Source organism: Microcoleus sp. B3-A4, from assembly GCF_036705385.1.
In the GTDB taxonomy this organism is placed as follows: domain Bacteria; phylum Cyanobacteriota; class Cyanobacteriia; order Cyanobacteriales; family Microcoleaceae; genus Microcoleus.
Genome location: NZ_JAUBUI010000003.1, coordinates 71,050 through 97,645, shown reverse-complemented (window position 1 = coordinate 97,645; position 26,596 = coordinate 71,050). Strand labels below are relative to the sequence as shown.

The 26,596-nt window shown below is 44.5% G+C and carries 22 protein-coding genes; 12 read left to right on the top strand and 10 right to left on the bottom strand.

The annotated features are described in order from the left end of the window. Nucleotides 1-269: 269 nt before the first annotated feature. From QUB33_RS02785 to QUB33_RS02775, 3 genes are all read right to left on the bottom strand, one after another. The gene (locus tag QUB33_RS02785; protein ID WP_333346927.1) at nt 270-1,562 is read right to left on the bottom strand and encodes a type II restriction enzyme; all 1,293 of its coding nucleotides are present in this window, start codon (nt 1,560-1,562) and stop codon (nt 270-272) included. Nucleotides 1,563-1,564: 2 nt separating this feature from the next. Beyond that, complete coding sequence (locus QUB33_RS02780) at nt 1,565-2,458, bottom strand: DNA adenine methylase (protein ID WP_333346924.1); 894 nt, start codon at nt 2,456-2,458, stop codon at nt 1,565-1,567. A 163-nt stretch (nt 2,459-2,621) separates the two neighbouring features. Further along, nucleotides 2,622-3,557 (bottom strand): metallophosphoesterase, encoded by a 936-nt coding sequence (locus QUB33_RS02775; protein WP_333346921.1) that lies wholly within the window; start codon nt 3,555-3,557, stop codon nt 2,622-2,624. Between the two features lie 103 nt (nt 3,558-3,660). Here QUB33_RS02775 and QUB33_RS02770 point away from each other — a divergent pair, with 103 nt between their 5' ends. The 4 genes from QUB33_RS02770 to QUB33_RS02755 all read left to right on the top strand — a co-directional run bounded on the left by QUB33_RS02770 (nt 3,661) and on the right by QUB33_RS02755 (nt 5,530). Further along, nucleotides 3,661-4,692, top strand: a complete 1,032-nt coding sequence (locus QUB33_RS02770) for a hypothetical protein (RefSeq protein WP_333346918.1) — start codon at nt 3,661-3,663, stop codon at nt 4,690-4,692. A 232-nt stretch (nt 4,693-4,924) separates the two neighbouring features. Then, a complete protein-coding gene (locus QUB33_RS02765; RefSeq protein ID WP_333346915.1) occupies nt 4,925-5,050 on the top strand; it encodes a hypothetical protein in 126 nt (41 codons plus the stop codon). A 75-nt stretch (nt 5,051-5,125) separates the two neighbouring features. Then, nucleotides 5,126-5,347: a Uma2 family endonuclease gene (locus QUB33_RS02760; protein ID WP_333347136.1), complete on the top strand. Its 222-nt coding sequence runs from the start codon at nt 5,126-5,128 to the stop codon at nt 5,345-5,347. Between the two features lie 45 nt (nt 5,348-5,392). Beyond that, entirely contained in the window at nt 5,393-5,530 is a 138-nt protein-coding gene (locus QUB33_RS02755; protein ID WP_333346912.1) for a hypothetical protein, read from the top strand. Between the two features lie 257 nt (nt 5,531-5,787). Here QUB33_RS02755 and mrdA read toward each other — a convergent pair whose 3' ends face one another. After that, nucleotides 5,788-7,602, bottom strand: coding sequence for a penicillin-binding protein 2 (mrdA, locus tag QUB33_RS02750; protein WP_333346909.1), 1,815 nt, complete (start codon nt 7,600-7,602; stop codon nt 5,788-5,790). Between the two features lie 214 nt (nt 7,603-7,816). Here mrdA and QUB33_RS02745 point away from each other — a divergent pair, with 214 nt between their 5' ends. Then, the gene (locus QUB33_RS02745; RefSeq protein WP_333346906.1) at nt 7,817-8,176 is read left to right on the top strand and encodes a phage holin family protein; all 360 of its coding nucleotides are present in this window, start codon (nt 7,817-7,819) and stop codon (nt 8,174-8,176) included. A 153-nt stretch (nt 8,177-8,329) separates the two neighbouring features. Here QUB33_RS02745 and QUB33_RS02740 read toward each other — a convergent pair whose 3' ends face one another. From QUB33_RS02740 to QUB33_RS02730, 3 genes are all read right to left on the bottom strand, one after another. Continuing rightward, nucleotides 8,330-9,007 (bottom strand): N-acetylmannosamine-6-phosphate 2-epimerase, encoded by a 678-nt coding sequence (locus tag QUB33_RS02740; RefSeq protein WP_333346903.1) that lies wholly within the window; start codon nt 9,005-9,007, stop codon nt 8,330-8,332. Between the two features lie 94 nt (nt 9,008-9,101). Continuing rightward, nucleotides 9,102-9,467, bottom strand: coding sequence for a four helix bundle protein (locus QUB33_RS02735; protein WP_190734244.1), 366 nt, complete (start codon nt 9,465-9,467; stop codon nt 9,102-9,104). 127 nt (nt 9,468-9,594) lie between these two features. Continuing rightward, nucleotides 9,595-12,141 (bottom strand): ATP-binding protein, encoded by a 2,547-nt coding sequence (locus tag QUB33_RS02730; RefSeq protein WP_333346900.1) that lies wholly within the window; start codon nt 12,139-12,141, stop codon nt 9,595-9,597. Nucleotides 12,142-12,772: 631 nt separating this feature from the next. On the opposite strand from QUB33_RS02730, the gene QUB33_RS02725 reads away from it, so the two are divergent. The 4 genes from QUB33_RS02725 to QUB33_RS02710 all read left to right on the top strand — a co-directional run bounded on the left by QUB33_RS02725 (nt 12,773) and on the right by QUB33_RS02710 (nt 20,729). Then, on the top strand, nt 12,773-14,059 hold the full coding sequence (locus QUB33_RS02725; protein ID WP_333346896.1) for a chemotaxis protein: 1,287 nt from the start codon (nt 12,773-12,775) through the stop codon (nt 14,057-14,059). Nucleotides 14,060-14,259: 200 nt separating this feature from the next. Next, nucleotides 14,260-16,182 carry a response regulator gene (locus tag QUB33_RS02720; RefSeq protein ID WP_333346893.1) on the top strand — a complete coding sequence of 641 codons (1,923 nt, stop codon included), beginning with the start codon at nt 14,260-14,262 and terminating at the stop codon, nt 16,180-16,182. Nucleotides 16,183-16,447: 265 nt separating this feature from the next. Next, on the top strand, nt 16,448-19,918 hold the full coding sequence (locus tag QUB33_RS02715) for a PAS domain S-box protein (protein ID WP_333346890.1): 3,471 nt from the start codon (nt 16,448-16,450) through the stop codon (nt 19,916-19,918). A 424-nt stretch (nt 19,919-20,342) separates the two neighbouring features. Beyond that, nucleotides 20,343-20,729, top strand: a complete 387-nt coding sequence (locus QUB33_RS02710; protein WP_333346887.1) for a response regulator — start codon at nt 20,343-20,345, stop codon at nt 20,727-20,729. A gap of 672 nt (nt 20,730-21,401) precedes the next feature. On the opposite strand, the gene QUB33_RS02705 is transcribed toward QUB33_RS02710, so the two are convergent. After that, on the bottom strand, nt 21,402-21,563 hold the full coding sequence (locus QUB33_RS02705; protein WP_333346884.1) for a hypothetical protein: 162 nt from the start codon (nt 21,561-21,563) through the stop codon (nt 21,402-21,404). Nucleotides 21,564-21,796: 233 nt separating this feature from the next. Here QUB33_RS02705 and QUB33_RS02700 point away from each other — a divergent pair, with 233 nt between their 5' ends. Beyond that, nucleotides 21,797-22,105: a DUF1830 domain-containing protein gene (locus QUB33_RS02700; RefSeq protein WP_333346882.1), complete on the top strand. Its 309-nt coding sequence runs from the start codon at nt 21,797-21,799 to the stop codon at nt 22,103-22,105. Nucleotides 22,106-22,110: 5 nt separating this feature from the next. Further along, nucleotides 22,111-22,530, top strand: coding sequence for a hypothetical protein (locus QUB33_RS02695; RefSeq protein WP_333346879.1), 420 nt, complete (start codon nt 22,111-22,113; stop codon nt 22,528-22,530). Between the two features lie 82 nt (nt 22,531-22,612). On the opposite strand, the gene QUB33_RS02690 is transcribed toward QUB33_RS02695, so the two are convergent. Together QUB33_RS02690 and QUB33_RS02685 are read right to left on the bottom strand one after the other, a co-directional pair. Further along, nucleotides 22,613-22,966: a DUF6464 family protein gene (locus QUB33_RS02690; protein WP_190657625.1), complete on the bottom strand. Its 354-nt coding sequence runs from the start codon at nt 22,964-22,966 to the stop codon at nt 22,613-22,615. 410 nt (nt 22,967-23,376) lie between these two features. Then, the gene (locus tag QUB33_RS02685; RefSeq protein ID WP_333346876.1) at nt 23,377-24,108 is read right to left on the bottom strand and encodes a sucrose-phosphate phosphatase; all 732 of its coding nucleotides are present in this window, start codon (nt 24,106-24,108) and stop codon (nt 23,377-23,379) included. 164 nt (nt 24,109-24,272) lie between these two features. On the opposite strand from QUB33_RS02685, the gene QUB33_RS02680 reads away from it, so the two are divergent. Continuing rightward, nucleotides 24,273-26,519 carry an iron uptake porin gene (locus tag QUB33_RS02680; protein WP_333346873.1) on the top strand — a complete coding sequence of 749 codons (2,247 nt, stop codon included), beginning with the start codon at nt 24,273-24,275 and terminating at the stop codon, nt 26,517-26,519. Nucleotides 26,520-26,596: the final 77 nt, after the last annotated feature.

Genomic DNA, 26,596 nt, shown 5'->3' with positions numbered 1-26,596 from the left:
TTGCCGCCGAGGCTGACATATATAATTCTAACGAAAACTTTTCGCCGATCGCTCCGGCACTGTCTGTTTAATGCCACGCAACCTCCGGTAACAACTTCAGAAGTATGTCTATTGAGTTGTAGTTGTGATAAATATTATAGGGTCGTTATTTCTAGATAAATGTCTGCTGCCGCACCTTCTTTCGTCTTGCCACGTCCCTTTGTGAAAGGGGCCGGAGGCAAAACTAGGTTGAAGATATTAAAAACCCAGAGAATCAAACTAGGCGAATTTTAGTCTTTTATTTGGGACAAAATCCAAGAAATCCAGCCTTGGACAGTAGACTTACGCCTTTTTATAGTTGTATTATTAATATCGGGACGATTTTCTGAGATTATTTTACAGATTGGATCTTCTGGCGGAATGTCTCCCTCTTTAAGGGTTAATTCAAATACTAAATAGAAAACTTTTTTTTCTAAAATTTTATTAATCAAATCTAGATATTTTAATTTAGGTCTTTTATGTAAAATAGACCTTCCTTCACTTGTCAAGCAAAAAGTTACTTTTTTGGTCAGGGAATCTTTATAATTTTCTATCAGTCCAATATACAGACCAGCATTAGTATAATAGTCAGTTTGCCTGCGATCGAATTCATAGTTTTCTGTAATATCGTCTTTGGTTAAATCTCTTTCTAATAACAAGGATAATAAATCTACTACTCTCTCAAATTTATCAGCTTGGGGAAATGGAACATCTGGCTCTGCAATTATTTTAATATTATTGAGTATCAGATCGACATCACTCCGTTGTATTTCTTCGGGAGCGATCGTATAATTCTTTTGTGTGATCAGTTGGAGAGAGTTATAATCTTTATCATTGCTAAATTCATAAATAAAAAAGCTAAAAATGTCGTTAGAGTATGTCATGAATACTGGAATCACTTTTTTAGTTATTTTTTTTGACCACAATCTGTAAGGATAGTAAAGTTGTCGGATCAAAAAATCCTCAATAAAATATTTTTTAGATTCAATCAATACCAAATAATTTTCACTTTCAAATCCTGCATCTATTTCACACTGAGAATTTTTAACTTTGACTGAATATGGTTCCTTGGCGATGGAATTTATAATATTAAAATCAAAACACTCTGTAGACATTCTCCCCGAAACAGTATAAGCGGTTTTTTCACCCACTAAATCATCTATAATACCGATATTAAATGCACAGTGCAATGCAGAACTCTCAGAATATAAATTTTTGTAATCTATACTCTCTATTTCTGCTGGAAATGCAAAAGGCGTCACTTCTGTTTCACTATCATATTCAACTTTTAAGTGTGTAGCAAACTTCCCAATAACATATTTAGAACGAGAAATTGGCAATATAGATAGATGATTGTCTCGAAAGATATCTGGCAAATTAACCGAGTGATCAAACTTAGCCATCAGCCTGCTTTCTCTTTCTTGATTAATTTGACCAGATGCTATTTCAAAAAAACCATTCTTGTCTACCTCTTCTAATATCTTATGCCTTTCAAATAATATTTCCCAAGCTTTGTCATTGGCAGTTTTATGGCTTTTACTCATATTTATTTATCTTTTTTAATTTCATAATTCAAAACTAATACTTCATCAACCATACCTCTTTTCAAGGCATTTGAGTTGATACTTCTCGTTGCCCTAACTTTTTGGATTTTATCCTGATAATCCTTGTACAAATCCATGATAAAATCTGTACACGAATTACTCAGCATCAGCTTGCAACCTTTTTTATTTAAAACGTCAAACACTTTTTTTAGTCGTTTTTGTTGGTCTCTGTTAAAGCCATTCACATCATATCCCGTAAAAGAAGCTGTTTCCGAAACAGGATCGTAAGGAGGATCGAAATAAACAAAATCTCCTTTCTTGGCATCTTTAACAGCATCTTCAAAATCCTGATTTAACAGTGTGATGTCATTGCTATTTAAGTATTTGTTCACAGCTCTTAAAACAGCGTCATCCAAAAAATTGGGATTTTTATATCTACCAAACGGAACATTAAACTGACCTTGGGAATTAACCCTAAATAAACCATTATAGCAGGTTTTATTTAGATAAATGATTCGTGCTGCTTTTTCCACTTCGGACAAAATTTCATATTTTTTCGTTGAACGATCTAAGTCTCTCATCTCATAATAAGACGTTTCGCTATTGCTATATTTATCCTTGCTTAATTCCTCCATCAGCTCATCTAAGGAGTCTTTGATTACTTTATAGCAGTTAATCAGTTCTTTATTGCTATCATTGATAACAGCTTTTGGGGGTTGTAACTCAAACAAGAGTGCGCCTCCACCTATGAAAGGTTCATAGTATGTATGTTTGCTTGTCATCTTGGGAACATACTTAACAATTTCTGGCAATAACTGCCTTTTACCTCCTGCCCACTTTAAGAAGGGTCTTACTAACGGATTAATTTTCCCTCTTACTAACGTATCGCTTTTCACTCAGATGCCTCTAACGCTGAACAATTTATTGTAAGTTGAATTTTAGTTCAAGTCAAGAGGCAATGGTGATATCGATTCAAGGTGTAAGTCGCACTTAAATATAGCGACAAAAGCACCTTGACATAAATCTATTCATCTGATAAGTCTGGGAAAACAATCTGAATTAAGCCGATCGCACTTGAATCACCCCTCGGTCGAAAACCCGTTTGTCAGTACCGATAGAACTGACAAACATCCGGTCATCATAGACATCAAACGTCGCAAAACTCAGGCGGCTAGCAGAATACTCCGTCCACTCAGAACGCCCCACGGGACGAGTGCCCGCGCCGGCACCGCAAATTAAATAAGTCGTACCGTTAATCGAGCGAGTGCGTTCGTAACTATGCTCGTGTCCGTTGATATAAAGCTGCACGCCGTACTTTTGAAACAAAGGCGCCAAAGTCTTAATAGAAGATTGATTCGATCCGTAGATGCCAGAGGAATAAATCGGGTGGTGGCCGAACACAACTTTCCAAGGTGCGGTGCTCTGACTCAACTCTTTTTCCAGCCAAACAAGCTGATTTTCCCAGTCAGCATTGTGATTGGTATCTAAAGCAAAAAACTGTACCGGATCGCGCCGAAAAGTATAGTAGCGACCTTGCATATTAAAACCCGGATATTTAACTTGCTGGTCGCCGTTACCAGTGCGGATGTCGTGATTTCCCAGACAAGCATAAAATTTTACGTTTTGCTGCAATAACGGCTGATAAGGCTTCTCGAAAACAGCATTAATTTTTTCAAATTCGCCGTTATTGTAGATATTGTCGCCGGCGAGAACAGCAACATTAAAAGGGTTTTCCCGGTGATATTGCGCCATCGCCTCAGCCACAGCATACTGACCTTCAGCGCCGGTACCGGTGTCGGCCACCGAAATAAAGCGTAAAATAGGCGGTGAGGCCGGCAATGGGACGCTCGCCCTTTCTTCCTCAACGTTAGAAGGCGCAGCAGCCTTGGCGTCTGTACCCCAGGCAGTCCGAAGCTGAAACATTTTCCAGATTCCGGCAAAACCTAAGCTGCTGAGACTGCCTAAAATTAGAAAGTGACGGCGTTTGATGCTCATTTTGATTCAGTTACAACTAATGAAATGATAAATTAAGGTTGAGATGGCTCAACTAAAAATTTATCGCTTTTAGATATATTTGCAACGCCCCAAGGCAGAGAAAATGTCAGAAGAACAACTAAACCAGTCAATTCCAGAACCCTCTCAATCTCCGACACCGCAGGTTGATTCGGCTGCAAAGTCTGCCCCCACTGGCAGCAAAACTCAAAATGCCAGCAGCGCGGTTCCCAAAAATCAGAGAATCAATGCTTTGATTGCCTCGATTGGGAATTTGGGAAAAAAAGGCAAAAAATTACCAGCCGAACCCCCGTTGCAGCCCCAAAAGCCGATCGTGCCCACCGCTTCTGACTCAGCAACAGTAACTCCTCCCGCTGTTGCTGCGGAAGTTAACAGCGTGCCACCAAAAGTTGCTGTAAAATTTGATAAAAAGCCTGTATCCCAACGCAGGGAAGGGAGCTTTTTACAGAACGTCGGTGTACTTTGGCAAAGTATTGTACGGCTAGTGCGATCGCTACTGCCAGCATCTACGAACCAGAAGCTGTCCGATCCAATTTTAAACGCCGCCATAGCAGGAATTCTGATCGTTGTAGTCGGTTTAACTTTCAATAGTTTCTCGGCAAAACCGCCGGAGAAAGTAGCAAAAGTGCCTGTCCCAGCAGCGCAGCAATCGCCGCCAACATTTGACGATTTTATGGCGTCTGGAACGCCGAAATCCCCAGAGGCGATCGCACCGTCTAAGCCAATCTCTGCTAAATTCAAAAGCAAGTTGCCCGATTTAGTAGCTCCGGAAAAACCGCAACCAGTAGAAATTATCCCACCGCCACCGCTGACGCCCGAACAGTCTCTGATTGCTGGGATTCAAAATCAAGTTACTGACATTAAGAATCGACTGGGCGGCAGTTTAGTTGAGTCGGTTCAAGCTAATTTTTCCAGCAGCATTTTGACAGTAAAAGTCGCTGAAGATTGGTACAAACTCAGCGAACTTGAGCAAAATCAACTAGCAACGAAGATGTGGAAGGAGGCTAACTCACTCGATTTCAGCAAGTTAGAAATTGCGAATATGCAAGGGAAGTTAATAGCTAGAAGTCCGGTTGTTGGTTCGGAAATGATTATTTTAGAGAGAGGGATTAATTAGAATTTAAAGAGTCTGTATCTGTACACCATCTTACCAGCCTTACAGTCCAGGACGCAGAACCTAATTATGTAGCGTGCTCCCTGCGTACATTACGGCTGTTGATTTGTTTGAGAAATCTCAAACTTTTCCAAGCTGCGACAGAAGGCTAGTATTAAATCATATCAGGTCAGCGGCACGACCACCATTAAATAGGTTTGTAGTGAGGGCTTCAGTCCTCATAAAAATACTAGGAATGAAGTTCTCACTAGAAACCTTAGAACGCTTATTTACCCTTTTAACTCAAGTCGAACAAGTAGAAATTGAATATCCCAGCAGCGACGGAAACCCGATGGCTGAAAGCGGCATCACGCGCGATTAAATGACTTACAGCGTAGAAGCTGTCAAGCTTTACTTTCAACAATGTTCTAATTTTTACCTGTGAGCTAATTCTTTCATTTATTATGAACAAAGGAAGAAGCAAGCGGTTTTCGCTCCAGATATTTATGTGGTGTTTGGAGTTGCCAACCACAAAAGGGATAATTATAAAGTTTGGGAAGAAGGTGGACTTACTCCAGATTTTGTGTTAGAAATTACTTCGGCAACAACTCAGACGAAAGACCAAGAAACTAAACCGGAAATTTATGGGGCTTTGGGAGTTAGGGAATATTTTCACTAATATCCGTCGGCCGATTATCTGAATCAGATTTTACAGGGAGTAGGTTTGATAAACAATCAGTACGAGGCGATTGCAGCCAACAATATCGCTTTCGATACGCTGTGGTTGTTCAGTGAAGTGCTGGGACTGGAATTGCATATAATTTCAGGAGAATTGAGGTTTAGAGTTCCTGAAACGGGTTAGTTTTTGAAGACTCACCAGGAAGAAAACTTGGGACGACTGGCGGCGGAGTCAACATTGCGCTAGCTCGTAACTCAACTCTTAAATTCTGGAATCAGTCTGGAACAGGTGGCGCAAATGATGAATTTATCGACCGTGGAAGTGAGACGATTGGTAGGGGAAATTTTTTGAGCGATCGCACTTTTCCCAGATATGAAGGATAGTGCGATCGAAGTATGGGACAAAGTGAGAACAGTCAACAGTCAACTATTAACTAATGACTACAGAGGCTTATTAGTAGGTTTAAAACCCTGCTTTTGAAAATAGGTTCTAAATACGTCTAGAGCAATTGGTGCCGCCGATACTGCACCATATCCGCCGCCTTCAACGATAACTGCGATCGCAACTTCAGGTTTGTCAGCAGGAGCAAAACCCACATACATAGAATTGTCAGGATGACCGGGCATTTCCACCGTTCCAGTTTTGCCCGCACTTAAAGGAATAGTACCATCATTCAAGCCGCGGCCTGTACCTTTTTTCACCACCTCAATCAATCCTTGTTTAATGACATTTAAAGTTGCCGGCTTAATACCTGTTGAAATTTTTTGAGTAATAGGCGTATTGGTTTGAGAAGCCAACAAATGTGGCTGCACTCGCGAACCACCGTTGGCAATAGTTGACACCATTACTGCCAATTCTAGGGGAGTACAAAGTACCAAACCTTGACCGATCGCCATTGTTACTGTATCCCCAACATACCAATCTTCACCATACATTTTATTTTTCTCTGCTGGTATGGGAACTTGACCGTGATTGGCGGATTCCAACCCCAAAAGCTCTAAATTAATAGTACCGCCAATGCCCATTTTCTTAGCCCATTTCGCCATTTGTTCCGGCCCGGCTGCCATACCTACTTGATAGAAAAACGTATTGCTGCTGTAGGCCAAAGCATCGCGGAAACCGATCGTGCCGTAACCGGCGCCGTGTTCGTTAAAGGAAATTCCGCCGATGTTAATTGAAGAAGAACTTACCAAAGTAGAGTCAGGAGAAAACTTGCCAGACTCCATGCCCGCTACAGCAGTGACAATTTTAAAAGTGCTACCGACTGGATAACCTTGAACTGCTCGATTTAAAAAGGGTTTTTCTGGCCCTTGCAGCCGATCCCATTCTTGTTGAGTGACCTTACGAGTGAAAATATTGGGATCAAATGTCGGCCAACTAGCCATTGTTAAAAGAGCGCCGGTTTTCACGTCGATCGCCACAACTGCACCCAGGCGATTGCCCAAAGCTTTTTCCGCCGTTTTCTGCATATCTAAATCTAAAGTTAGCTGCACCGGTTTGCCGGGAATAGGCTCTTTTACACCTAAATCTTGGATTTCCTCGCCCTTAGCATTCACCTCGATTAAACGGTTTCCCCAAACGCCCTCTAAAGTTGAATTGGCTAATTTTTCAACTCCCATTTGGCCGACGAGCATCCCCATCGGATATGCAGGATTAGCTTTTAATTGCTCTAAACTAGCTTCGCCGACGTATCCCAAAAGGTGAGCTGCTAATTGCTGGTGGGGATTGTCTCGGCTCGATTCTACGCGAATTTCAACTCCCCGCAAAGCATTAGTTTGTTCTCCCAAAGCGACGAAAGTACCGACATCGATATCTTTACTAATTCGCACTGGTAGGGCCGATCTGTAGCCAACTCCATCGATTTTTTTGATAATTTCGGCTGCCGGAAGTTTGACGATCGGGCCCAGTGTACCGGCGATCTCTTGCCACTCCTGGGCCGATCGCTCTTTTGGCCACACATAGACCGATCGAGATACGCGGTTGGCCGCAAAAATTTGGCCGCTGCGGTCTAAAATTTGACCGCGAGTCGCTGGGACTGAAACAGGGCGAATGCGGTTATTTTCCGCCCGCTGTCGGTTGTAGGCTCCCTGTACCAGTTGCAGTTCGGCTAGACGAAATATTGGTAGCGTCACCAAGGTAGTGACGAACAGCATAAAAATCATAACTTGGAGCGATCGGCTGCGTTGCCGTGAAGGATTGTCCAAGCCATTTTTGTCGAATCGGATTTTAGAGTTAAAAGAAAAATCGCCAGCCATATTAATTAATCTGCTCTTTTTATTCAACTAACAGGTTGATACGGTTCCCATCCGGATGATTTGGCATATGATACAGGGATTATAACTTCTAACTCTTTAGTAACAGACATAAATTCTGTCGATTGGCAGACGAATCAGCCGGATTGTATGACTAGGGTAGATATTAAATATCAGGTTTTTGTGACAATTCAACTGTTAAGGAGGTAAGGGCGCTGTGGAACCGATCGATTTTTTGATTGCTTGGCTCGTGACGGGCAGCAGCTTGCTGCTAATTTCTCAACTGCCGATCGGCGTAAAAATTGACAGCACACCAAAAGCAGTAATTTCCGCTGCGGTTTTGGGAATTTTGAATGTTTTAATTTTGCCAATTCTGAAAGCAGTTTTTTTCGTGCCAAACCTACTAACGCTGGGATTGCTTTCCGGCCTGTTTGCTTTTGTAATGAATGTGATTGTTTTTGCCTCGGCTGCGAAGTTAGTTGAAGGATTTAGCTTGCGGATGGGTCTTTGGAGCGCGGTACTGGGGGCGATCGCCTTGGCTGTAGTTAGCAGCTTTATCAACGGCGCACTGATCTAGCAACTTCCCCTGATAAAGGGCGATTGAAATCCCTCGATATTTCACACACTTGCCTTGCGAGTTTAGTTTGTCTAGAACCGATTTCAATCGCCGAATATTTCTTCTCCCTTCTCCCTTCTCCCTTCTTCCTTGTCCCCTCTTCCCTCTTCCTTCTTAGTTCCCAATTGCCGAGTTATAGGCTTTCACCTTAAGATCGATCCCAGTAATATCTGTCCCCACAACAACAGCCACCGCTCCTAAATCCAAGGCTTTTTTAGCCATTTCCGGCCCCGATATTCCGCCTTCGCAGATAACGGGAACCTTAAGCTTTTCTACCATTTCCGCAAGCAAATCAAATCCCGGCGGCGAAAAATTTTCCGTTTGGGCAGTATAGCCAAAAAGAGTAGTTGCTACAGTATCTGCACCCGCTTCGCTTGCCGCGATCGCAGCTTCTATTGTATCTACATCCGCCATCACTAATTTGCCCAATTCACTGTGAATTCGCCCGATTAATGTCTTTAAGTCTTCGCCACCAGCAGGACGGTTTCTCAAAGTAGCATCAACCGCAATAATATCAGCTCCAGAAGCGGCGATCGCCTGCGCGTCTTCAAACCGAGGAGTAATGTAAATCTCGCATCCCGGCAATTGCTGCTTCCAAATCCCAATTATGGGAGCGGATATCTGTTTTCGCACTGCTGCAATGTGAGCCGGAGTGTCAATCCGCACGCCCGAGGCACCTCGATTGATGGCGGTTCGAGCCATTGCCGCAATTACGATCGGATCGTGCAGCGGCGAACCAGCAGGTGCTTGACAAGAAACAATTAATCCTGTAGGAATTTGACAATTAATCATGGGGAATAGGGAATGGGGAATGGGGTATCGGGCATCGGGCATCGGGCATTGGGCATGGGGCATTGGGCATGGGGCATGGGGCTTTTTTTGTAATTTATTCCCTGTGCCCTATTGAACTCAAATAAGCGTTCAGTTTGGGTAGTAGTTTATCGACAATTGGTTTAAATTTGCTTACTTCTTCGCTGGTGATAAGTTGTCTAGCATAGGCTAATCTTAACCAGTTTACTGTTTCGTACAAAGAGCCTCTAGCAATTTTTACAAAACGCCGATTATCTTGGTCATTATAACGACCTCTTCCTTCAGCAATATTAGCACAGACACTATCTGCAGACCGAACTATCTGTTTGCCCATCGTATCTTTTGTGAAGTAATCCCATTTTTTAACAATCTCCCAAATCTGATTCGCCAAACTTTCCGCCAACTTATAAACCTCTAATTCCTCAAAATCAGGTCTTCCCATAATTACGTCAAAAACTAAATTATATTAAATGCCCAATGCCCAATGCCCAATGCCCAATGCCCCATGCCCCATGCCCCATGCCCAATGCCCAATGCCCCATGCCCAATGCCCCATGCCCCATGCCCAATTACCCATTACCAATCCCGGTCATTAAAGAAATAATTTTGTCCAGCAATTGCTCAGGGTGAATCGGTTTAGCCAAACACTCGTTAGCTCCCGCCGTCACGAAAGATATCTGATCTGGCGGAATTTCATTAACGCTTAAAGCTAGAATCTTGATATTTTCAGTAGCGGGTTTTTGGCGCAGTTGGTGAATAATTTCGCAGCCATTCATACCGGGCAAACGCATATCTACAATCACAGCATTCGGCTGCAAAAGTTCAATTTGTTCCACCGCCGCCGAACCTTCAATCATCCACACCACTTGCAGTCCTGCGGCTGTCAGGATATCGCAAATCAGCATGGCAGTTTCTTCATCTTCTTCCACGAGTACGAGGCTGCCCCGCGAGGAATAATGCAGCGGTAAAGATGAATTAGATTTTTCATAGGTGAATTTTGTGGATTCATCTTTGGTTATAGTTTGGATGGGTATAAAAACGGTAAAAGTAGAGCCGACATCAACTTGAGAGTTGACTTCGATCGCGCCGCCGTGAAGCTCTACTAACTGTTTAGTTAAGGCCAATCCCAGACCGGTGCCGCCGTATTCCCGGCGGTAGGGGGAATCCAACTGCTGGAATTTTTGAAACAAAAGCGATCGCTGATTTTCGGGAATTCCAATGCCAGTATCTTTGATTTGAAAAACAGCGGTACTGCCAGCAGGTGCAGTACCAGGCTGCCGCACTGTCGGCGTTCGATTTTTATCTTCTGTCACCCAAACTCGCAGGATTACTCGCCCGCCTTTGGGAGTAAACTTAATCGCATTTCCTAAAAGATTGAAGAGAATTTGTCTCAAGCGGCGCGGGTCAGCGATGAAGCGATCGCACTCTTGTTTTATCCGCTGTTCTTGCAGCAGTTCCACGCCTTGAGCCGCAGCTTTTTCTTTGAGAGCGTGCAGGCTTTGAGAAGCTAATTTAGAAAGGGAAAATTCACTAATTTTTAATACTGCTTTTCCCGCTTCTACTTGCGATAAATCTAAAATATCGTTAATTAATTCTAATAAGTGGTCGCCGCTGTCTCGGATAGTTTGCAGGTACTGCCGCTGCTTTTGCACCGGCACTTCTTTACTGCCAACTTTGCCGTAAGACCACCGCAGCAGCGTGTCGGAAATGCCGATGACGCAGGTGAGGGGAGTCCGCAATTCGTGGCTCATAGCTGCCAAAAATTCGCTCTTGGCGAGGCTGGCAGACTGGGCGGCCACCAGTGCATCGCGCAGTTCTTGCGTGCGCTCTATTACGCGCTGTTCAGAGGTGCGCTTTTGCTGCTGGACTTGTGCATAAAGTTCGGCTTGATAAATAGCGATCGCCAAATGTTCTGCTATTTGCCGCAAAAATGTTTTTTTGCTTTCTTCCCACTCCCGAAGAGTACACTGGTGGGCAATTAGCAGCCCCCACAACTCGTCTTGAACTACGATCGGCACTAGCAACTTCGCGCGCACCTTCGCCCGCCGCATTAACTCTAAAAAACAAGGCTGCGAAGAGTAAGTTGTTTCCACATCCGCGACGCACAAAGCCAAACCTTTGCGATATTTCTCTTTGTCAATGACTCCATTGGTAAAACACTGTGCGTCTTCACTAAAATTTAGTACAGACGAGATAGCATCGTTGGCTAAAGCTTCGTAGGTGACGCGACCTAAATACAAGTAAGACCCGGAATTTTCTTGGATTTCGCCCGATCCAGAAACCGCCGCAGGTATTTCTTTAGCTAACTCGCCATTGTGCGGCGCTGGCACTTTTTCAAATTGATAAATTAACAGGCGATCGACCTCCAAAAACTCTCGCACTCGCTCCACTGCTTTTGACAAAATTACAGGCAATTCCAAACTATGGCGGATTTGAGTTGTCACCTGATTCAAAAGTCGCTCTTGTTCTAGCTGCTGCTGCAAAGCATCTTCTACTGGCTGACAAAATGAAATGCAGGAACTGGCAATTTGTAAGTGATTGACGGCTTCGGGAATCTGGAGCTGTAGCGTTTCTGGAGCTATCACTTTGGGCACGGAATTTGGCTCTATTTCTGTTTGGTAGTGTCTGGGTGGGGGACTGTTTGGTTTGGCATCTGAAGCGAGAATATCCAGCAAATTTAGGGTAAATTCGCTTTGAATAACTGCCGAGTTGGGCTTTATATTTTTAATTCCTTGTTTGAGGGCGCGAATGTCAATTTGCCCTGATAGTGTCGGCGTTATTTCTGCGAGTTTGTCTGCGAGGGGAGAGAGGAAATTGGCGATCGCCCCGGGATCGAAAGTCAACTGCACATTCAATTGCGAATGCAGATTTTTTTCGCTGTGCTTGTGTCCGTTTGTTGCGAACTCATCTAATAGATTGCCCCGCAGCAGGGCGCTAAAATGATCTGATACCACTGCTGCAAACCTTTCCGACGAATTTTCCCGATTTTGAGAATCAGCGATCGCATCGTCGGTCAGCCAAATCGCCCCTGGGATTTCAGCCATTTGCTGTAACAACTGGTAAGCAGCCTCAAAGGTTGCTAGTGGCAAAGTCCGATTTAAGGTTTTTGGTTTCAATCTAGATATTTTCCCGGTTGTTTTAAAGAACAAAATATGAATTCCCCTGTTGTGAGGACGGAACCTGGGACACAGCAGGCGCGGCCCATCCAACAAACTTGAGATGACAGTAGTCAGAAAGGACGTAATATAAGGCCCCGGAGCCAGAGAGCTAATTTCTCCATATAGTTGTCATCTTTCTTCTGGGCGAGTGACCCCCGCTGCAGCGCTTTACGAGCGCGAAAGCGGTAGGAGGAAACGGGGGGAAGGGATACGGCTATATAATCGATCGCTTCTGGTTTTGTTTGTGAACCGGGTTGTTGATGGAAACTAAGCAATTCCACTCCCATTGCTGGGGGGAAGTTAGCACGCGCCTTTGTTTTCTGAGCTGATTCGCCTAATGGCACGTCCTTAACCCAAATAAAAATGTTTAACCCTTAACGACAGAACAGGGAACTAGCTACGCATCCCCTTGGTGTCATTACTCAAAAAACCTAGACATCAAAGGTCTCAGGCTGGTCAACTGAAAATGAAGTTTTAGGCCCCAAGCCCAGTCACTTCCGTGCTGGGTCTTTGACTACTTTCAACAATCTTATTCCAGTATAATATTAATATATAATTTGTTAACTTGTACTTAACGCTATCCGGGTAAATGAGCAATCCAACTCAACTCACCCCCGATTTCACGATCGGACATCTGCCGTGTCACGACTTCCAAGTGAGCGCTGCAACTCCAGGACAGGTAGTGGCTGAAAGATTTGAGCAAGAACCAGACCTGCCGGGAGTCATTATTACTCATGAATCACAAGTATTGGGCATGATTTCTCGCGTCAAATTTCGAGAGCAAATGAGTTTTCCCGATCGCGTAAAACTTTACGGCTCCCACCCGATTCGAGCCTTGTTAGATTTTATTAGAATTCCGCCTTTGGTGCTTGCAGAAAACTGGAAAGTTGACGATGCCGTGCAAGCCTCTTTCAACAGGCACAAAGACTTGATTTATGAACCGATTATTGTGGTAATGGAAAACCAAAGCTACCGCATTTTGGACGTTCAAACTCTGGTAATTGCCCAGTCGAGACTTTTATCGCAAGCTAACAAAATTATTCAAAAATACCGAGTAGAAAGACAAAAGTATTTGGCGCTGCTTCAACAAGAACAGGCTAAGGTTCACGAATGTAATGAGCTTTTAAAAATCCAACAGCGTCAAACAGAAAATTTGCATACTAATCCCAGTTCCCAGCAAGTGGCACTGGTTAAACAAGCTGAAGAAATTGCTCAAATGAATCAGCGATTTGTGAGGATTGCGAAACTGATTTCTTCGGAAGGTCGCCAAGCATTTCAGGCTACTTTTCAAGGTGCTAATTCTATTTGCAACAATACAGATAAAATTTTGGGCGTGGGCAAAGCAATAGCTAACGATTTAGAAACGGTTAACCGTACTTCCCGAACCATCCGGGAGGCGATCGAACAAGTGAGGCATTTAGCAGTACAGGTAGCTGTAGTTACCAATCAAATGGGAAGTCAGCCCAGCGGTCTGAGCAAAGTGAGTCTAGAAATTGGCAGACTGGCAAGTAAAACTTTTGAATTGGGGACTCAAATGGAGCAAATTGCCAGTCGCTTTAAACTTCGAGTTCACGAACTCACGGAGGCAGCAAGAGCGGGTGCTAATGTGGCTAAATCCGTAACGATCAAGATCGATCGCGCAGAAATGGCCCTGCTAGAGTTGGAAGAATTAATAGCAGAAAAAAATTTCAATTCATTGACCGCTATCCAAGAACCTTTGGGAGTCATAAAAAGTCTTAGCGCTAATTCTTTAGTTCGAGAGATAGAACACGCAGAAGTAGCGGTTTCCGAGTTGAAAGACTTAGTTAAACATCAAGATTCCTCGCAATATCTGATTCAAAAAATTCAGCAAGCGTTGAAGTCGAAAAAACCATAAAATTCCAGCCCCAATCTAATGAGGTATTTTGAAAGTAAAAACATTAAAATAAAATAATAATTTACAATTATTCTCTTTCCCTAAAACTATTTGTTATACTGAAGATAGGGATTTTTAAATTCTGTTGTAAAAACGCTATTTAATTAAGCCCAAAAATAGATAAAAAGTTCCAAAAAGAGTGGGAAGGACAGGTGACGGGGATGAAAATCCTGCTGGTAGAAGATGACACAGTTACAGTCAGTTTGCTGACTCAAGCACTGAACTCTCACAATTACAATGTGAATGCGGCTGCAGACGGTGAAACAGCGTTGCATTTGGTGCAGGCATACGATTACGACCTGATTGTTTTGGATGTGCTGATTCCTAAACTCGACGGCATTAGTTTGTGTCGGAAATTGCGATCGTCCGGCTGCCAAATGCCGATTTTACTGCTGACAGCGCTAGATAGCAGCAACGATCGAGTCCAAGGTTTAGAGGCGGGTGCAGACGATTATGTGGTCAAACCCTTTAATCTCGAAGAATTAATCGCTCGAATTCGGGCTTTGCTGCGCCGGGGTAAGACAACTTTGTCGAGTACAAATTTGACATGGGAAAAACTCCAAGTCAACCCGGACACTACGGAAGTAACTTATGCCGAAAAAGTGCTGCACTTGACTCCCAAAGAGTACAATTTGTTAGAACTTTTCTTGAGAAACCCCCGGCGCATTTTCAGTCGCAGCGCCATCCTCGATCGCATTTGGTCGGCCGGCGAATTTCCCCAAGAAGAAGCCGTTACCGCTCACATCAAAGGGCTGCGGCAGAAGCTGAAAGCAGCCGGGATGACAGTAGATTTAGTGGAAACCGTGTACGGATTGGGCTATCGGCTCAAAAGTCTGCCGGATGAGATTGAGAGCCAACAAGTTGGGCAGGAAACGGCAGAAACTGCTAAAACTCAAGAGACTTTATCAACTGAATCCAGCGGGCCCAGCCAGGAATTAAACAAAGACGAACGCCGTCTCAAAGTCTTGAATGCGATTGCCCAAATGCGGGGAAATTTAAAAGCTAATTTTATAGAAAAGGTGGCGATATTCGATCGCGCGATCGCTCAACTGAAAAACGGAAGCTTGGAGGGCGAAGTGCGCGAGGAAGCCCAGGCTCAAGCTCACAAATTAGTCGGTTCTTTGGGAACGTTAGGCTTGCCGAAAGGTTCGGAATTTGCGCGCGAGATAGAACATTTGTTCAAGGCTGAAAACATCTTGAAACCGGGGACGGCTCAGGAGATTGAGGGATTTCTGCATAAGCTCAAACATATATTCGATCACCCGTCGCCCGAACCAGAAGGCGATTTGGTTCCTGCGGTTTCCCAAAAGCGCCGAATGCTGATTGTTGATGATGATACTTTTGGGAGCGAGCAACTGAAAACAGTAGCATCGGGTTCCGGCTTCCAGATAGAAGTTGCCAACTCTCCGGAAGCGGCAAGAAATGCGATTTCTCAACAGCCTCCCGACGCGATTTTGCTGGATTTGACATTTTCCAGAGCTCAGGAAAACGGACTTTCTCTCTTAGCCGAACTCCGCAGTGAAAAGCCCGAAATTCCGGTGATGGTTTTTAGCGCACACAATCAATTGAGCGATCGAATAGAAGTTGCTCGTTTGGGAGCTTCGGGCTTTTTACACAAATCTATGCCCCCAGCAGATATACTCAAAGCAGTCGCCCAACTAATCGACCAGACTGGCCCTGCTGAAGCTAAAGTTATGGTGGTAGACGATGACGTGCATCTATTGGCTGCACTGCAAGTGATTCTACAACCTTGGGGATTTCAAGTAACAACATTGGACGATCCTGAAAAGTTCTGGGAGGTACTCGAAACGACTTGTCCGGATTTGCTAATTTTAGATGTGGAGATGCCCGGTTACAGCGGTATCGAGCTGTGTTTGGCAGTTCGCAACGATTTGCGCTGGAGCAAGCTCCCCGTGCTATTTTTGACAGCTCATTCCGAATCGGAAATAGTGCGCCAAATGTTTGTGGCAGGTGCTGACGACTACGTGAACAAGCCGATCGTGAAACCGGAATTAATTGCTCGCCTCCTGAATCGTTTGGAGCGGACTCAACTAAGAAACAGACTTGCTCAGGCACAGCGTTAATCCCATTTTAGATTAAAGAATTAAAGAATTGAATAACAGGGAATGACTGATGATATATGGGTTTCGATCACGTACCTACACTTGTATTCTTTTTTTTAAATGGGATAACTAGGAGCAAATATTGCAGTGCGTGTCCGAAACGACTCAGGAAGCCTTAGCCAAGACTTGGGAGTGTTAGATTGTGTTGTGATTCCGACGCGGTGCTTTTGATTGATGCTGGCGCGCCGATCGAGAACACAGGCTAATTTAGAGAAGTATTAATCAGATGAAAGCAATGGTATTGCCCTCAGACACAGACAATCTCAATCACAGCGACGGCGAACAAATTTACGCCCCGGCTGCGATCCAACCTCATGGCATCCTTTTAGTGCTGGAATCTCCTGAGTTGAAAATTTTGCAAGTTAGTAACAATATTTTTGAGGATCTCGGCATTTATCCCGAAGAACTTTTGGGCAAATTTTTACAGGAATTTGTCGAAACTGAGGAAATTGAGGCTATAGAAAAAGCTCTATTTGAAAACTGCCCTCAATCTAACGGTATCAGATTATCATTCACAAGTCAAAACCGCCAGTCTTTTTTTCAGGGAACCCTGCATCAATCTAGTTCAGCAGTAATTCTCGAACTCGAGTCGGCTGTTTCCCCAAAACCTAGCGATTCTTTCAATTTTTATCATTTAGTCCAAGAGCCGATAGACAAAATCCACAAAACACCAAACCTGCAAGTGCTGTGTCAGAAAGCAGTTGAAGAAGTGCGGAGGATGATCGGTTTCGATCGAGCGATCGTCTATCAATTTGATGCCACAGGTGCGGGGGAAGTTGTCGCCGAAGACAAAGTAGAAAGTTTGGCTCCTTTATTGGGACTGCACTATCCCGCTGGCGATATTCCCCCCCAGGCAAGAAACCTGTTCAACATGAATTTAATTCGGTTTATTCCCGATATTAACTGTCAGCCTGTAGAACTAATTCCTCACTACAATCCGCTGACAGGTCGCCCCCTGAATCTGGGCTTCTCTTTGTTGAGAGCAGTTTCCCCTTGTCATGTTCAATATCTCAAGAACATGAACATTGGTGCTAGCATGACCCTGACATTAATCAAAGATAAAAAACTCTGGGGATTAATCGCCTGTCACCACCCAACACGAAAGTATGTCAGCTACGAAACAAGAAAAGCTTGCGAACTGCTAGCAAAGTTTGTGAATCTAGAACTTAGCTACAAACAAGATACCGAAAATTGGGAATATGCAATTTATTTAAAAGAAAATTGCCATAAATTTGTCACCAAGATTTCTCAGTCACACTGGTTTGTAGAAGGTTTACTTAAATCCCGAGATGAATTGCTGACCTTAGTGGGCGCCACCGGTGGAGTGGTGTGTGCCAATGAAAATTTAACAACCATCGGCAAAACCCCGGAATTGGTAGAAATAGAAAGCTTAATTGCTTGGATAAAAACTCAAAAAAATAACGATATTTTTCATACAGATTCTCTCTCAAAACTGTATCCGCCATCCGAGAAGTTTAAAGAAGTTGCTAGCGGTTTGCTGGTACTTGCCATGTCCGAGATGCAAAATTATTACATTTTGTGGTTCCGTCCAGAAACAATTCAAACTGTCAACTGGGCCGGTCAACCTGACGGGGAAATTGAAGTTAAACCGGATGGCAGCCGGCCGCTGTCTCCTCGCAATTCCTTTGACTTGTGGCAAGAAACTGTGAGGTTAAAATCTTTGCCTTGGCAGCGGTGCGAAATCGAAATAGCGCGAGAACTTCGAGTGGCTATTACTAGCATGGAGTTGCGGAAAACCAATCAGCAGCTTAGCTTAGCTTTGTCGGCTACCAAAATCGGATTTTGGGACTGGGACATACAGAAAAATCGCATTGTTTGGTCGAGAGAACACGAAGAGTTGTTTGGGTTGGTCCCGGGAACTTTTGACGGAACCGATCAAAGTTTTGCAGCTTGCATTCACCCAGAAGATTTAAAAGGTGTGGAGAATGCTAGGAATCAGGCCCTCGCCCAGCGAACAGATTACTGTCACGAAAACCGCGTGGTTTGGCCCGACGGCAGCATTCACTGGATTGAGGGAAAAGGTAAGTTTTTTTACAACGAAGCCGGCGATGCAGTGCGGATGGTGGGGACAGTTACAGAAATTACCGATCGCAAAGCTAGAGAATTACAGTTGCGCCTGTTGGAATCAGTAGTCACCACTACGAACGACGCCGTGTTAATTACCGAAGCTCAACCGATTGAGGAACCGGGCCCGCGAATTCTTTATGTCAACCCAGCTTTCACGCGGATGACCGGCTATACGCTAGAAGAAGTGGTGGGCAAAACGCCGCGCATCTTGCAAGGACAAAAAACAGACCGCGCCAGTCTCCATCGAATTCGGACAGCTTTGAAAACCTGGCAGCCGGTGCGGGTTGACTCGATCAATTACCGCAAAGACGGGACGGAATTTTGGGTAGAAATGAGCATTGTGCCCATAGCGGACGAAAATGGTGAGTTTACCCACTGGGTATCAGTGCACCGGGATATTAGCGATCGCAAACTTGCTGAAGCCGCCCTCCAACAGCTCAACGAACGGTTAGAAATGCGAGTTTTGCAGCGAACCAGAGAACTAGAAAGCTCTCAAGCAGAACTCCGGGAAAGCGAAGCTTTATTTCGCTCTCTGAGCGAGAGTTCCCCCGTGGGCATTTTCAAAATCGATACTGAGGGGAAATGTACCTATACAAATCCTCGCTGTCAAGCAATTGGAGGCTTCACACCGGCAGCAGCTTTAGGAAAAGGCTGGATGCGGTTTGTTCACCGCGAAGACCTCAAACTAATTCTGTCCAAGTGGTCGGAATCAAAATCGCTAGATGGGGAATTTTCCTGCGAATTCCGCCACATTCCGCGAGACGGAACCATCCGGTTTTGTCGGCTTAAAACAGCTCCGATTTTTTCCGACCGATCTCAACTAATTGGTCACGTCGGCACAGTCACAGATATCACAGAAAGTCGGGCAATTGAAAAAATGAAAAATGAGTTTATTTCGATTGTCAGCCACGAACTGCGAACGCCGCTTGCCTCAATTCGCGGTTCTTTAGGTTTGCTGGCGGCTGGGGTACTGAAAAATAAACCGGAAACTGCCAAACAGATGTTAGAAATCGCTTCGAGCGATACCGAACGGTTAGTGCGTTTGGTCAACGATATTCTAGACTTAGAACGGCTCGATTCGAGCCAAGTTATCCTCGTCAAGCAATGGTGCGATGCCCAGGTTTTGATGCGTAAGTCTGCAGAAGCTGTGCTTTCTTTGGCTGCTGAAAGTAACATTGATTTGTCGATTATGCCCGAAACAGCAAAAATTTGGGCTGACCCCGACAGGATCGTTCAACTGCTGGTAAATTTGTTGAGCAATGCAATTAAATTCTCGGCTCCGGGGAGTACAGTAACTGTCAGGGTTGAAGATTTGGGCGATTCCCTACGGGATAGTTACGCTTCACGGGTGTTATTTGAAGTCACCGATCGAGGGCGGGGGATTCCTGCAGATAAACTAGAAACTATCTTTGGACGGTTTCAACAGGTCGATGCTTCTGACTCCCGCCAAAAAGGAGGTACTGGTTTGGGTTTGGCTATCTGTCGCAGCATAGTACAGCAACACGGCGGCCGAATTTGGGCCGAAAGTGTTGTCTCACAAGGAAGCAGTTTCTATTTCACAGTGCCCGCACCGTTAGAAGGCGAAGGAGGAAAAAGTTTGGAGGTTTGAGATTGCTTCGATCGGATCAGGTGAACGCTCAAGTTCCTGGCAACCCACGCGGGTAGGATGATTTTGGGAGGCGGATAATATGTCGATTTTTGGCGTTGCACAATTGGATGATGATGCTTGTGGAAAGTAGGGTTAAACGTCACGCCTGCGGTGAAAATATATCGGACGGGTTCATGGGCCCATCCCACAAAACAATCAAAATTATCCCGCCATTATGGAACGCCGGATTTTTGTGGTTAGGGTTTCAGTAGGTGAGTGGCAAAATATAGCAACCTCGCTCGATTAGGACGTTTTTAAGTGCTGAAACTCTTAATTTTATTGCTTCTTCCTTCTGCTATATCTGTCAAGAAACCCGGTTGATGAGCCAGCGTGCGTAAGTCTTTTTTCGGTTTACCATGATTAATTTAAAATTAGAGTTTTAATTATGCCAGCAAAGCGCATTCTGGTCATCGATGATGAAAAAAACCTCTGCAGCGTGATTCAGGCCTGTCTGGAACATTTAGGCGGCTGGATTGTACTAAGCGCGCCTGACGGCAGCCAAGGATTGGTTTTAGCTGAAACTCACCTGCCTGACGCTATTCTGTTAGATGTGATGATGCCGGATATGGACGGACTTACTCTGTTTGGTTTGCTCCAAAACAATGCGGCTACTCGGGGGATTCCGGTGATTTTCCTGACGGCTAAGGTGCAGGCGATGGATTTGAGCGAATTTGCTGATTTGGGGGTAGCGGGGGTGATTGCAAAGCCTTTCGATCCTTTGAGTTTGGCACAGCAAGTGGCGGAAATTCTGGGTTGGGAACCGTTGCTTTAAACTAGGGTAAAATACATCGCAGATAGCATATCAAACTCGCCAGTTGAAACCGCTACTAGACCAACAAAGTCGGCCCAGCCCGACGGAAGAATCAAGGGGGCATTAAAGCCGGATGACGATTAAAAATCCGCTTTCTCGTTCTCTTGATGGTTGCCAAAATTACGCAATTATGTTATAAAACCCGGTTTATGCGTCCCAGAAATTCCTAGTTTTTCCGGCTATGTTCATAATTTCCTCATTTTTTTGATTTAGCTTTGAGATCGATCGGTGATTGGTTAATTTAAACTCTGATTCCCTAGAAGTTATAGAGATGATCTCAGGGAGTCGGGGTTTTTTGTTACCTAAAAAGCCGATCGGCTATCACCGTATTTACAGGCAGAATAACTCCTCCAGAAGTTACGCACACTTGCCTGAAGAACGATTTTTTTAAACCCGGAATCACCGATGCAGCCAAGTTTTTTGCTAAAAAACCAGCTTTCAGCCTGCTAATCCAAGATTTACGCAGATTTCCCTCAGAAACCTGCTTGTTTAACCCAGGAGCACAGATGGAACCAAGTTTTTGGCTAAAAAACCAGGTTTTTGCCTAACTTTTGTAATCCCTGCTTCGGCAAAAGTATATTTATCAAAAAAAATGATGGTCTTCATAATTTCCTCATATTTTTTAGATAAAGTTTACTTCAAGCTCTGGATCTGAAGGTCGATCGCACTTTCAGCAGCATTCCGCTGCCAAAGATCGAACCTGTTGTCAGGAGAGTGCGGGGCAGTGATGGTACTTTCAATTAACTGGTGCCACAGCACAACCACCCTAAATAAGTCAGGATATAGGCCCTGCATACCAAACAAACCGCGTTTTGTAACCGGGAAAAACGGAGTTTCTGCGCCAGACCTCTAATTGTTGGCGGGATAACTCAATGCTACAAAAATTAATAACTGAAGATGTGATTCGCGCTCTCGAATAACACAAAAAAAATAAGTCGGTCGTTTGATCAAGAGCAAAAGTCGCAATTGCCACTAACAGGCAAAGCCAAGTCTCAGTTAGTTTTTGAAAGAGTGTGGAGATTTTTTAAATGTCTGAGCAGCTATCTTATAAAGGTAACAACCAGATTCTGTGCTATTACGCAAATGTTACCAACCTAGTTCAGGTGGTTCGGATTGGGAACATTCCTAATTGGTACTTTGAAAGAGTGATGTTTCCGGGACAGCGACTGATGTTTGAAGCTGCTGCAGAAGCAGTCTTAGAAGTTCACACTGGTGTGGTGCCAAGTGCTATTTTATCGGACAAGATTCCCTGCTACGTGCTGCGGGTTATAGAAGAGGTAAGTTCCGAGTTCGAGCTGGTGATGACCGAAGAACGATTGGCGGTATTAGCCGGTTAAAATTCATGAGAAATCAGACGAGATCGAGAACGGCCACGAAAATATTAGTTAACGAGTGTTTGGGGACGGGGAAAATGCAGAAAAATCTTGTCAATATTACCTTAGCTGTAGTTACAGAGGAAGTAGAAATAATCTTGGATTCTTATCCGAAGCACCCCTACCAACAAGCTTTTTCCCCTTCGGGATTGCGACAAGATTTAATTGCTTACGTGCTCAGCCGAGTTCCTAATAGATATACTGCGATCGACTCCAGCGAGTCGGTGTCAAACCAAACAGTTCAGGTTCGCTGTTCTTCAGAGCAATTGCTGCACATAGAAAATTTGATTCATACTGGCATTCGCGAGGTGCTGCACAGCTATCAGAAGATAGATTACCGCCTGCCTGAAGAAGTTAAATTTGATTCGAGAGTTGCTAGTTGGTTTTGATAGTTTCTGGTAAATGAGGGAGACGCCGAGATTCTCGGCACTCTCAGTTGGGCGAGGTGGAATTGTTTACTGACTCGATGGTTCAAGACTTTTCGTAATCGCAGCAGCAGTTGCACGGGCCATTGGGATTGACAGCACAGCGCAGAATTTCCGATCGAGCATTAAAACGGCAGCTAGCATCTCCGATAACCCAGATGCCGCTTACAAAAGTTCTTTCCGTCGGCGGTGTGGCCGACTGCACGTACAGGGCAATTTTTTGCAGTCGGTAGCGGCCGGATTTGAGTTGATAGCGGTGGTGGCGTTCCAAAACAGCGTAGGTTTGTCCCTCTAAATCTAGATAGTTCCCCGGTTGTGGCGTCCAATCCAGCCGAATGCTACCTAAATATTGGCGGGGGTGAGAGAGAATCACCTCTACGGGTAAAGTATTTTGTTCCATGTGGCGGTGGGTTCGCGAACTGAACTAAAGGGGCAAATAGTGAGCTAAACCGACATCTTCTTCATCTAGAAAGATAAGTTTTTTTAGAGAGAGTAATTTCGGTTGAGGCGCTAAACTTAACTATAGAACCTTTGGCGATCGGCGGATAGCCGACTAACCAACAGGGTTAGGAAATAAACTTCAACTCGCTTGAGGTAACTAAAGTTAAGTTCGATTAGCTTTGATAAAGCAGTACACGCTGATGGTATCGCAACTCGCAGGTTCGATCGATATGCGGTTGAGATTCCTGAACAGATTTTAACGGTTTGCAGGACTTGGGGTGCTTCGGGTGCCTTTGTACTGAGGACTTCAGTCCTGTGATTTTTATGAGGACTTGAGTGCTCATACAAACCAAACCGAATTTTTGGCCATCAAAATTCCCAAAAATATGCCATTCCTTCCATGATTCCCCAAGCGCAAGCAGAACCTGCTAAATAATGATTTTCAGTGCCGCATTCGCGATGCCATTCTAAGAGCTCTGACATAGCATTAGCGACGATTACTCCCCGGACATCCTGTTCAAACATATTGATATCATTGCCAGAATCACCGCAAACTAATGTTGCCTCAGATGGAATTTGTAGGCGCTTTTGTAAATAAGTAAGGGCATTACCTTTATTGCTAGTTTGCGGTAAAATATCCACATCGCGATTGCTGCTAAAAATGATTTGACCTGGCAGTCTCGATTCAGTTAACTTTCGCTGCAAAGTCTGGACAATCGAACTATTTTCTGCTGCTGGTTCCAGACAATAACTGATTTTCCAAGGATTTTGTTCTTTTAGGGATTGGGGTTTAAGCTGGGAAAACTGCTGAGCTAAAGAGGCGATCGCCATTTTATCCCAGTCTTGAGAAAGATATTCCGCCCAATCTAAGTCGAGGGTTCCGTCTTGGTAAATTTCGCTGCCTACACCTGCGATCAAATAGTCCGGTGCTAGCAGTTGTTTTTGGGCAATTAATTCGCAAGTTGAAGCGTAAGAACGCCCGGTAGCGTAAACCAAACAAATTTGCGATCGTTTTGATTGCAAGCGCTGGTTTAAAACTTGAGTTGCTTCGTCATCTCCGACTAGCGTGTTGTCTAAATCTGTAACTAATAAAAACTTCATTTTGGGAATTAGTCAGTAGTCAGTAGTCATCAGCGATCTGGAACCGAGGGCTTCCTAAAATTCTTTTAACTATTTATAAGAATTTGTTAAACCAAACACATTTATAAGCAAGCTTATCGTTTAAGATTGGCCAAATTTAATTTTCAACAAGTGGTGTGAGCGGTATGGTGAATAATTCAACCTCCCTTAAAGCTTTTTGGCTGTCTTTCTTGATTTCTGGTGCGGCAGTGCCTTTGGGGCCGATCGCAGCAACAGCTCAAATTCAGGATACCTCAACTCCAGAAGTTGCGCTAGAAGCGAGTGCCGTCCCGGAGGCTACCCCAGACGCAGCGCTGGCAGCAGGTAAGATTGAGATACCGCAGTTAGCGGCGATAAGCGCAGAGACTAACTCCGCAGTCGATCGCGCTTTACCCGACACAGATGCAGCATGGGTGAATAGCGCTTTACCCGACACAGATGCCTCAGTCGATCGTGGTTTACCTCAAACAGATGCAGCAACAGTCGATCGTGCTTTACCTCAAACAGATATAGCAACAGTCGATCGTGCTTTACCCCAAACAGATGCAGCAACAGTCGATCGCGCTTTACCCGAAACAGATATAGCATGGGTGAATCGTGCTTTACCCAAACAAGATAAAGCAACAGGCGATCGCGCAACAACAACCCCAGAAATAACGGAGGCAATTCGCGAATTGCCCCCACAGGAGTTAGAAATTGCAAACTCTCCTCAGTCTCAAAACGTTGCTGAAGCCAGCAAAGTTGCCGACATCAGCAGCGAGACGGGCACCGCTGATGACCTCAGCATACAAGAAGACGCAGCACAAGTCACTTCTGTTTCCCAACTGTCCGACGTGCGGCCGACAGATTGGGCTTTTCAAGCCTTGCAATCCCTAGTAGAAAGATACGGCTGCATTGCGGGATATCCAGACGGCACATTCCGAGGCAATCGAGCAATGACTCGGTATGAATTCGCCGCCGGATTAAACGCTTGCTTAGACCAAATTACCAAACAACTTGGCGGTTCTACTGGTAATTTAGTCAAGCGAGAAGATTTACTTGCTTTGCAAAGATTGCAAGAAGAATTTGCAGCAGAATTAGCTACTTTGCGCGGTCGAGTGGATGCTTTAGAAGCCCGCACTGCCGAATTAGAAGCCAACCAATTTTCAACTACGACTAAACTAAACGCATTTGCTTGGTTTAATCTGAGTGGAGCTTTTGCGGGCAAGCGAGTCCGAGTTGAAGCAATAAATGCAGATGCTGCTCCGCTCGATCGAGTACCCGGACGCGATCCTGTCACCAACAGACCAATTGTGCAGACAGTGGACGACCCAGAAATTACTTTCAGCCACTTAGTTTGGTTAACCCTCACTACTTCTTTTACAGGGAAAGACCAATTGATTACACAGCTAGCTGTAGGTAACGGAACTGCACCAGCCAATCAGTATACTTCTCCGGGTCTTTTTAATACTTTTGGTACTCCTTTTCTAGACCAGACTGCTGGAGTGAATCCCAATGAAGTTATCCTGCGAGAACTTTCTTATCAGTTCCCGGTTAGCAACAGCTTGCAAGTAGTAATCGGCCCGAGAATTAATTTCTACCGCTACTTTGACAACAATAACTTTAGCTTTTTCGTGGACGGTGCGAGCAGTTTCAATTCTAACAACAGCACTTTGTTAACTGCTACCAAACGCGGCGCAGGTGCTTTGGCTTTGTGGGATATCAGCCGCCAATTGAAACTGCGTTTGGGCTATTTGGGCGAGAGTATGGAATTTTTGCCCACTCCGGTGTTTAATTCCGCTTCCAATCCGTCTCAAGGCTTGTTTGGTGGGACAAATACGAGTACCGCCGAACTAACATTCAGTCCGAGCGATCGGGCAAATTTGCGGTTTTTGTACAGCCGTTCCAACATCCAGCAAATTGGCGGGCTAATTGGAGCACCGAATGGCAGGCCGATTAACGGTTTGGCAGATGACGGTTTCGGTGGCCGTCTCGGCAATGCTACTGCCAATACTTATAGCTTTAATTTCGATTGGTCGCTCAGCCGCCGTTTCGGTCTTTTCGGTCGCTACGGCTACGCCGAAACCAATATATTTCCCAAGACTGACAGACCCGACGGCACGATCAAAACTCAATCTTATATGTTAGGATTTGCACTTCCTGATTTCTTCAAGAAAGGAGCTGTGTTTACGGCCTCATTTTTAGTACCTTTTGACGTTACTGGCGGTCGGAGGTTTCTGGTTTCTGGCGGGGGGAATGGTGGCAAGCAGTACGAAATTGAAGCCACTTATTATTTGCCTCTCACCGAGAATATTTCGCTCGTGCCGGCATTTTATGCGATCTGGAATGCCAATAATTTCGATAACAACCCGACAATTTTTGTTGGCAATTTGCGGACGCAGTTTAGTTTTTAAGTAAATTAGGTCTGCCTTGAACCTAATTATAGTATTTTTCAGTTGAGTCAGCTACACATTAATAATCGGTAATGGGG

Coding starts and splice junctions, on each gene's coding strand:
- QUB33_RS02720 (WP_333346893.1), top strand. CDS start 14,260: ATGAAAATCCTGCTGGTAGAAGATGACACAGTTACAGTCAGTTTGCTG.
- QUB33_RS02680 (WP_333346873.1), top strand. CDS start 24,273: ATGGTGAATAATTCAACCTCCCTTAAAGCTTTTTGGCTGTCTTTCTTG.
- QUB33_RS02685 (WP_333346876.1), bottom strand. CDS start 24,108: ATGAAGTTTTTATTAGTTACAGATTTAGACAACACGCTAGTCGGAGAT.
- QUB33_RS02735 (WP_190734244.1), bottom strand. CDS start 9,467: ATGGGAAGACCTGATTTTGAGGAATTAGAGGTTTATAAGTTGGCGGAA.
- QUB33_RS02715 (WP_333346890.1), top strand. CDS start 16,448: ATGAAAGCAATGGTATTGCCCTCAGACACAGACAATCTCAATCACAGC.
- QUB33_RS02690 (WP_190657625.1), bottom strand. CDS start 22,966: ATGGAACAAAATACTTTACCCGTAGAGGTGATTCTCTCTCACCCCCGC.
- QUB33_RS02725 (WP_333346896.1), top strand. CDS start 12,773: ATGAGCAATCCAACTCAACTCACCCCCGATTTCACGATCGGACATCTG.
- QUB33_RS02705 (WP_333346884.1), bottom strand. CDS start 21,563: ATGCAGGGCCTATATCCTGACTTATTTAGGGTGGTTGTGCTGTGGCAC.
- QUB33_RS02770 (WP_333346918.1), top strand. CDS start 3,661: ATGTCAGAAGAACAACTAAACCAGTCAATTCCAGAACCCTCTCAATCT.
- QUB33_RS02740 (WP_333346903.1), bottom strand. CDS start 9,007: ATGATTAATTGTCAAATTCCTACAGGATTAATTGTTTCTTGTCAAGCA.
- QUB33_RS02785 (WP_333346927.1), bottom strand. CDS start 1,562: ATGAGTAAAAGCCATAAAACTGCCAATGACAAAGCTTGGGAAATATTA.
- QUB33_RS02765 (WP_333346915.1), top strand. CDS start 4,925: ATGAAGTTCTCACTAGAAACCTTAGAACGCTTATTTACCCTTTTAACT.
- QUB33_RS02775 (WP_333346921.1), bottom strand. CDS start 3,557: ATGAGCATCAAACGCCGTCACTTTCTAATTTTAGGCAGTCTCAGCAGC.
- QUB33_RS02695 (WP_333346879.1), top strand. CDS start 22,111: ATGAGAAATCAGACGAGATCGAGAACGGCCACGAAAATATTAGTTAAC.
- QUB33_RS02710 (WP_333346887.1), top strand. CDS start 20,343: ATGCCAGCAAAGCGCATTCTGGTCATCGATGATGAAAAAAACCTCTGC.
- mrdA (WP_333346909.1), bottom strand. CDS start 7,602: ATGGCTGGCGATTTTTCTTTTAACTCTAAAATCCGATTCGACAAAAAT.
- QUB33_RS02700 (WP_333346882.1), top strand. CDS start 21,797: ATGTCTGAGCAGCTATCTTATAAAGGTAACAACCAGATTCTGTGCTAT.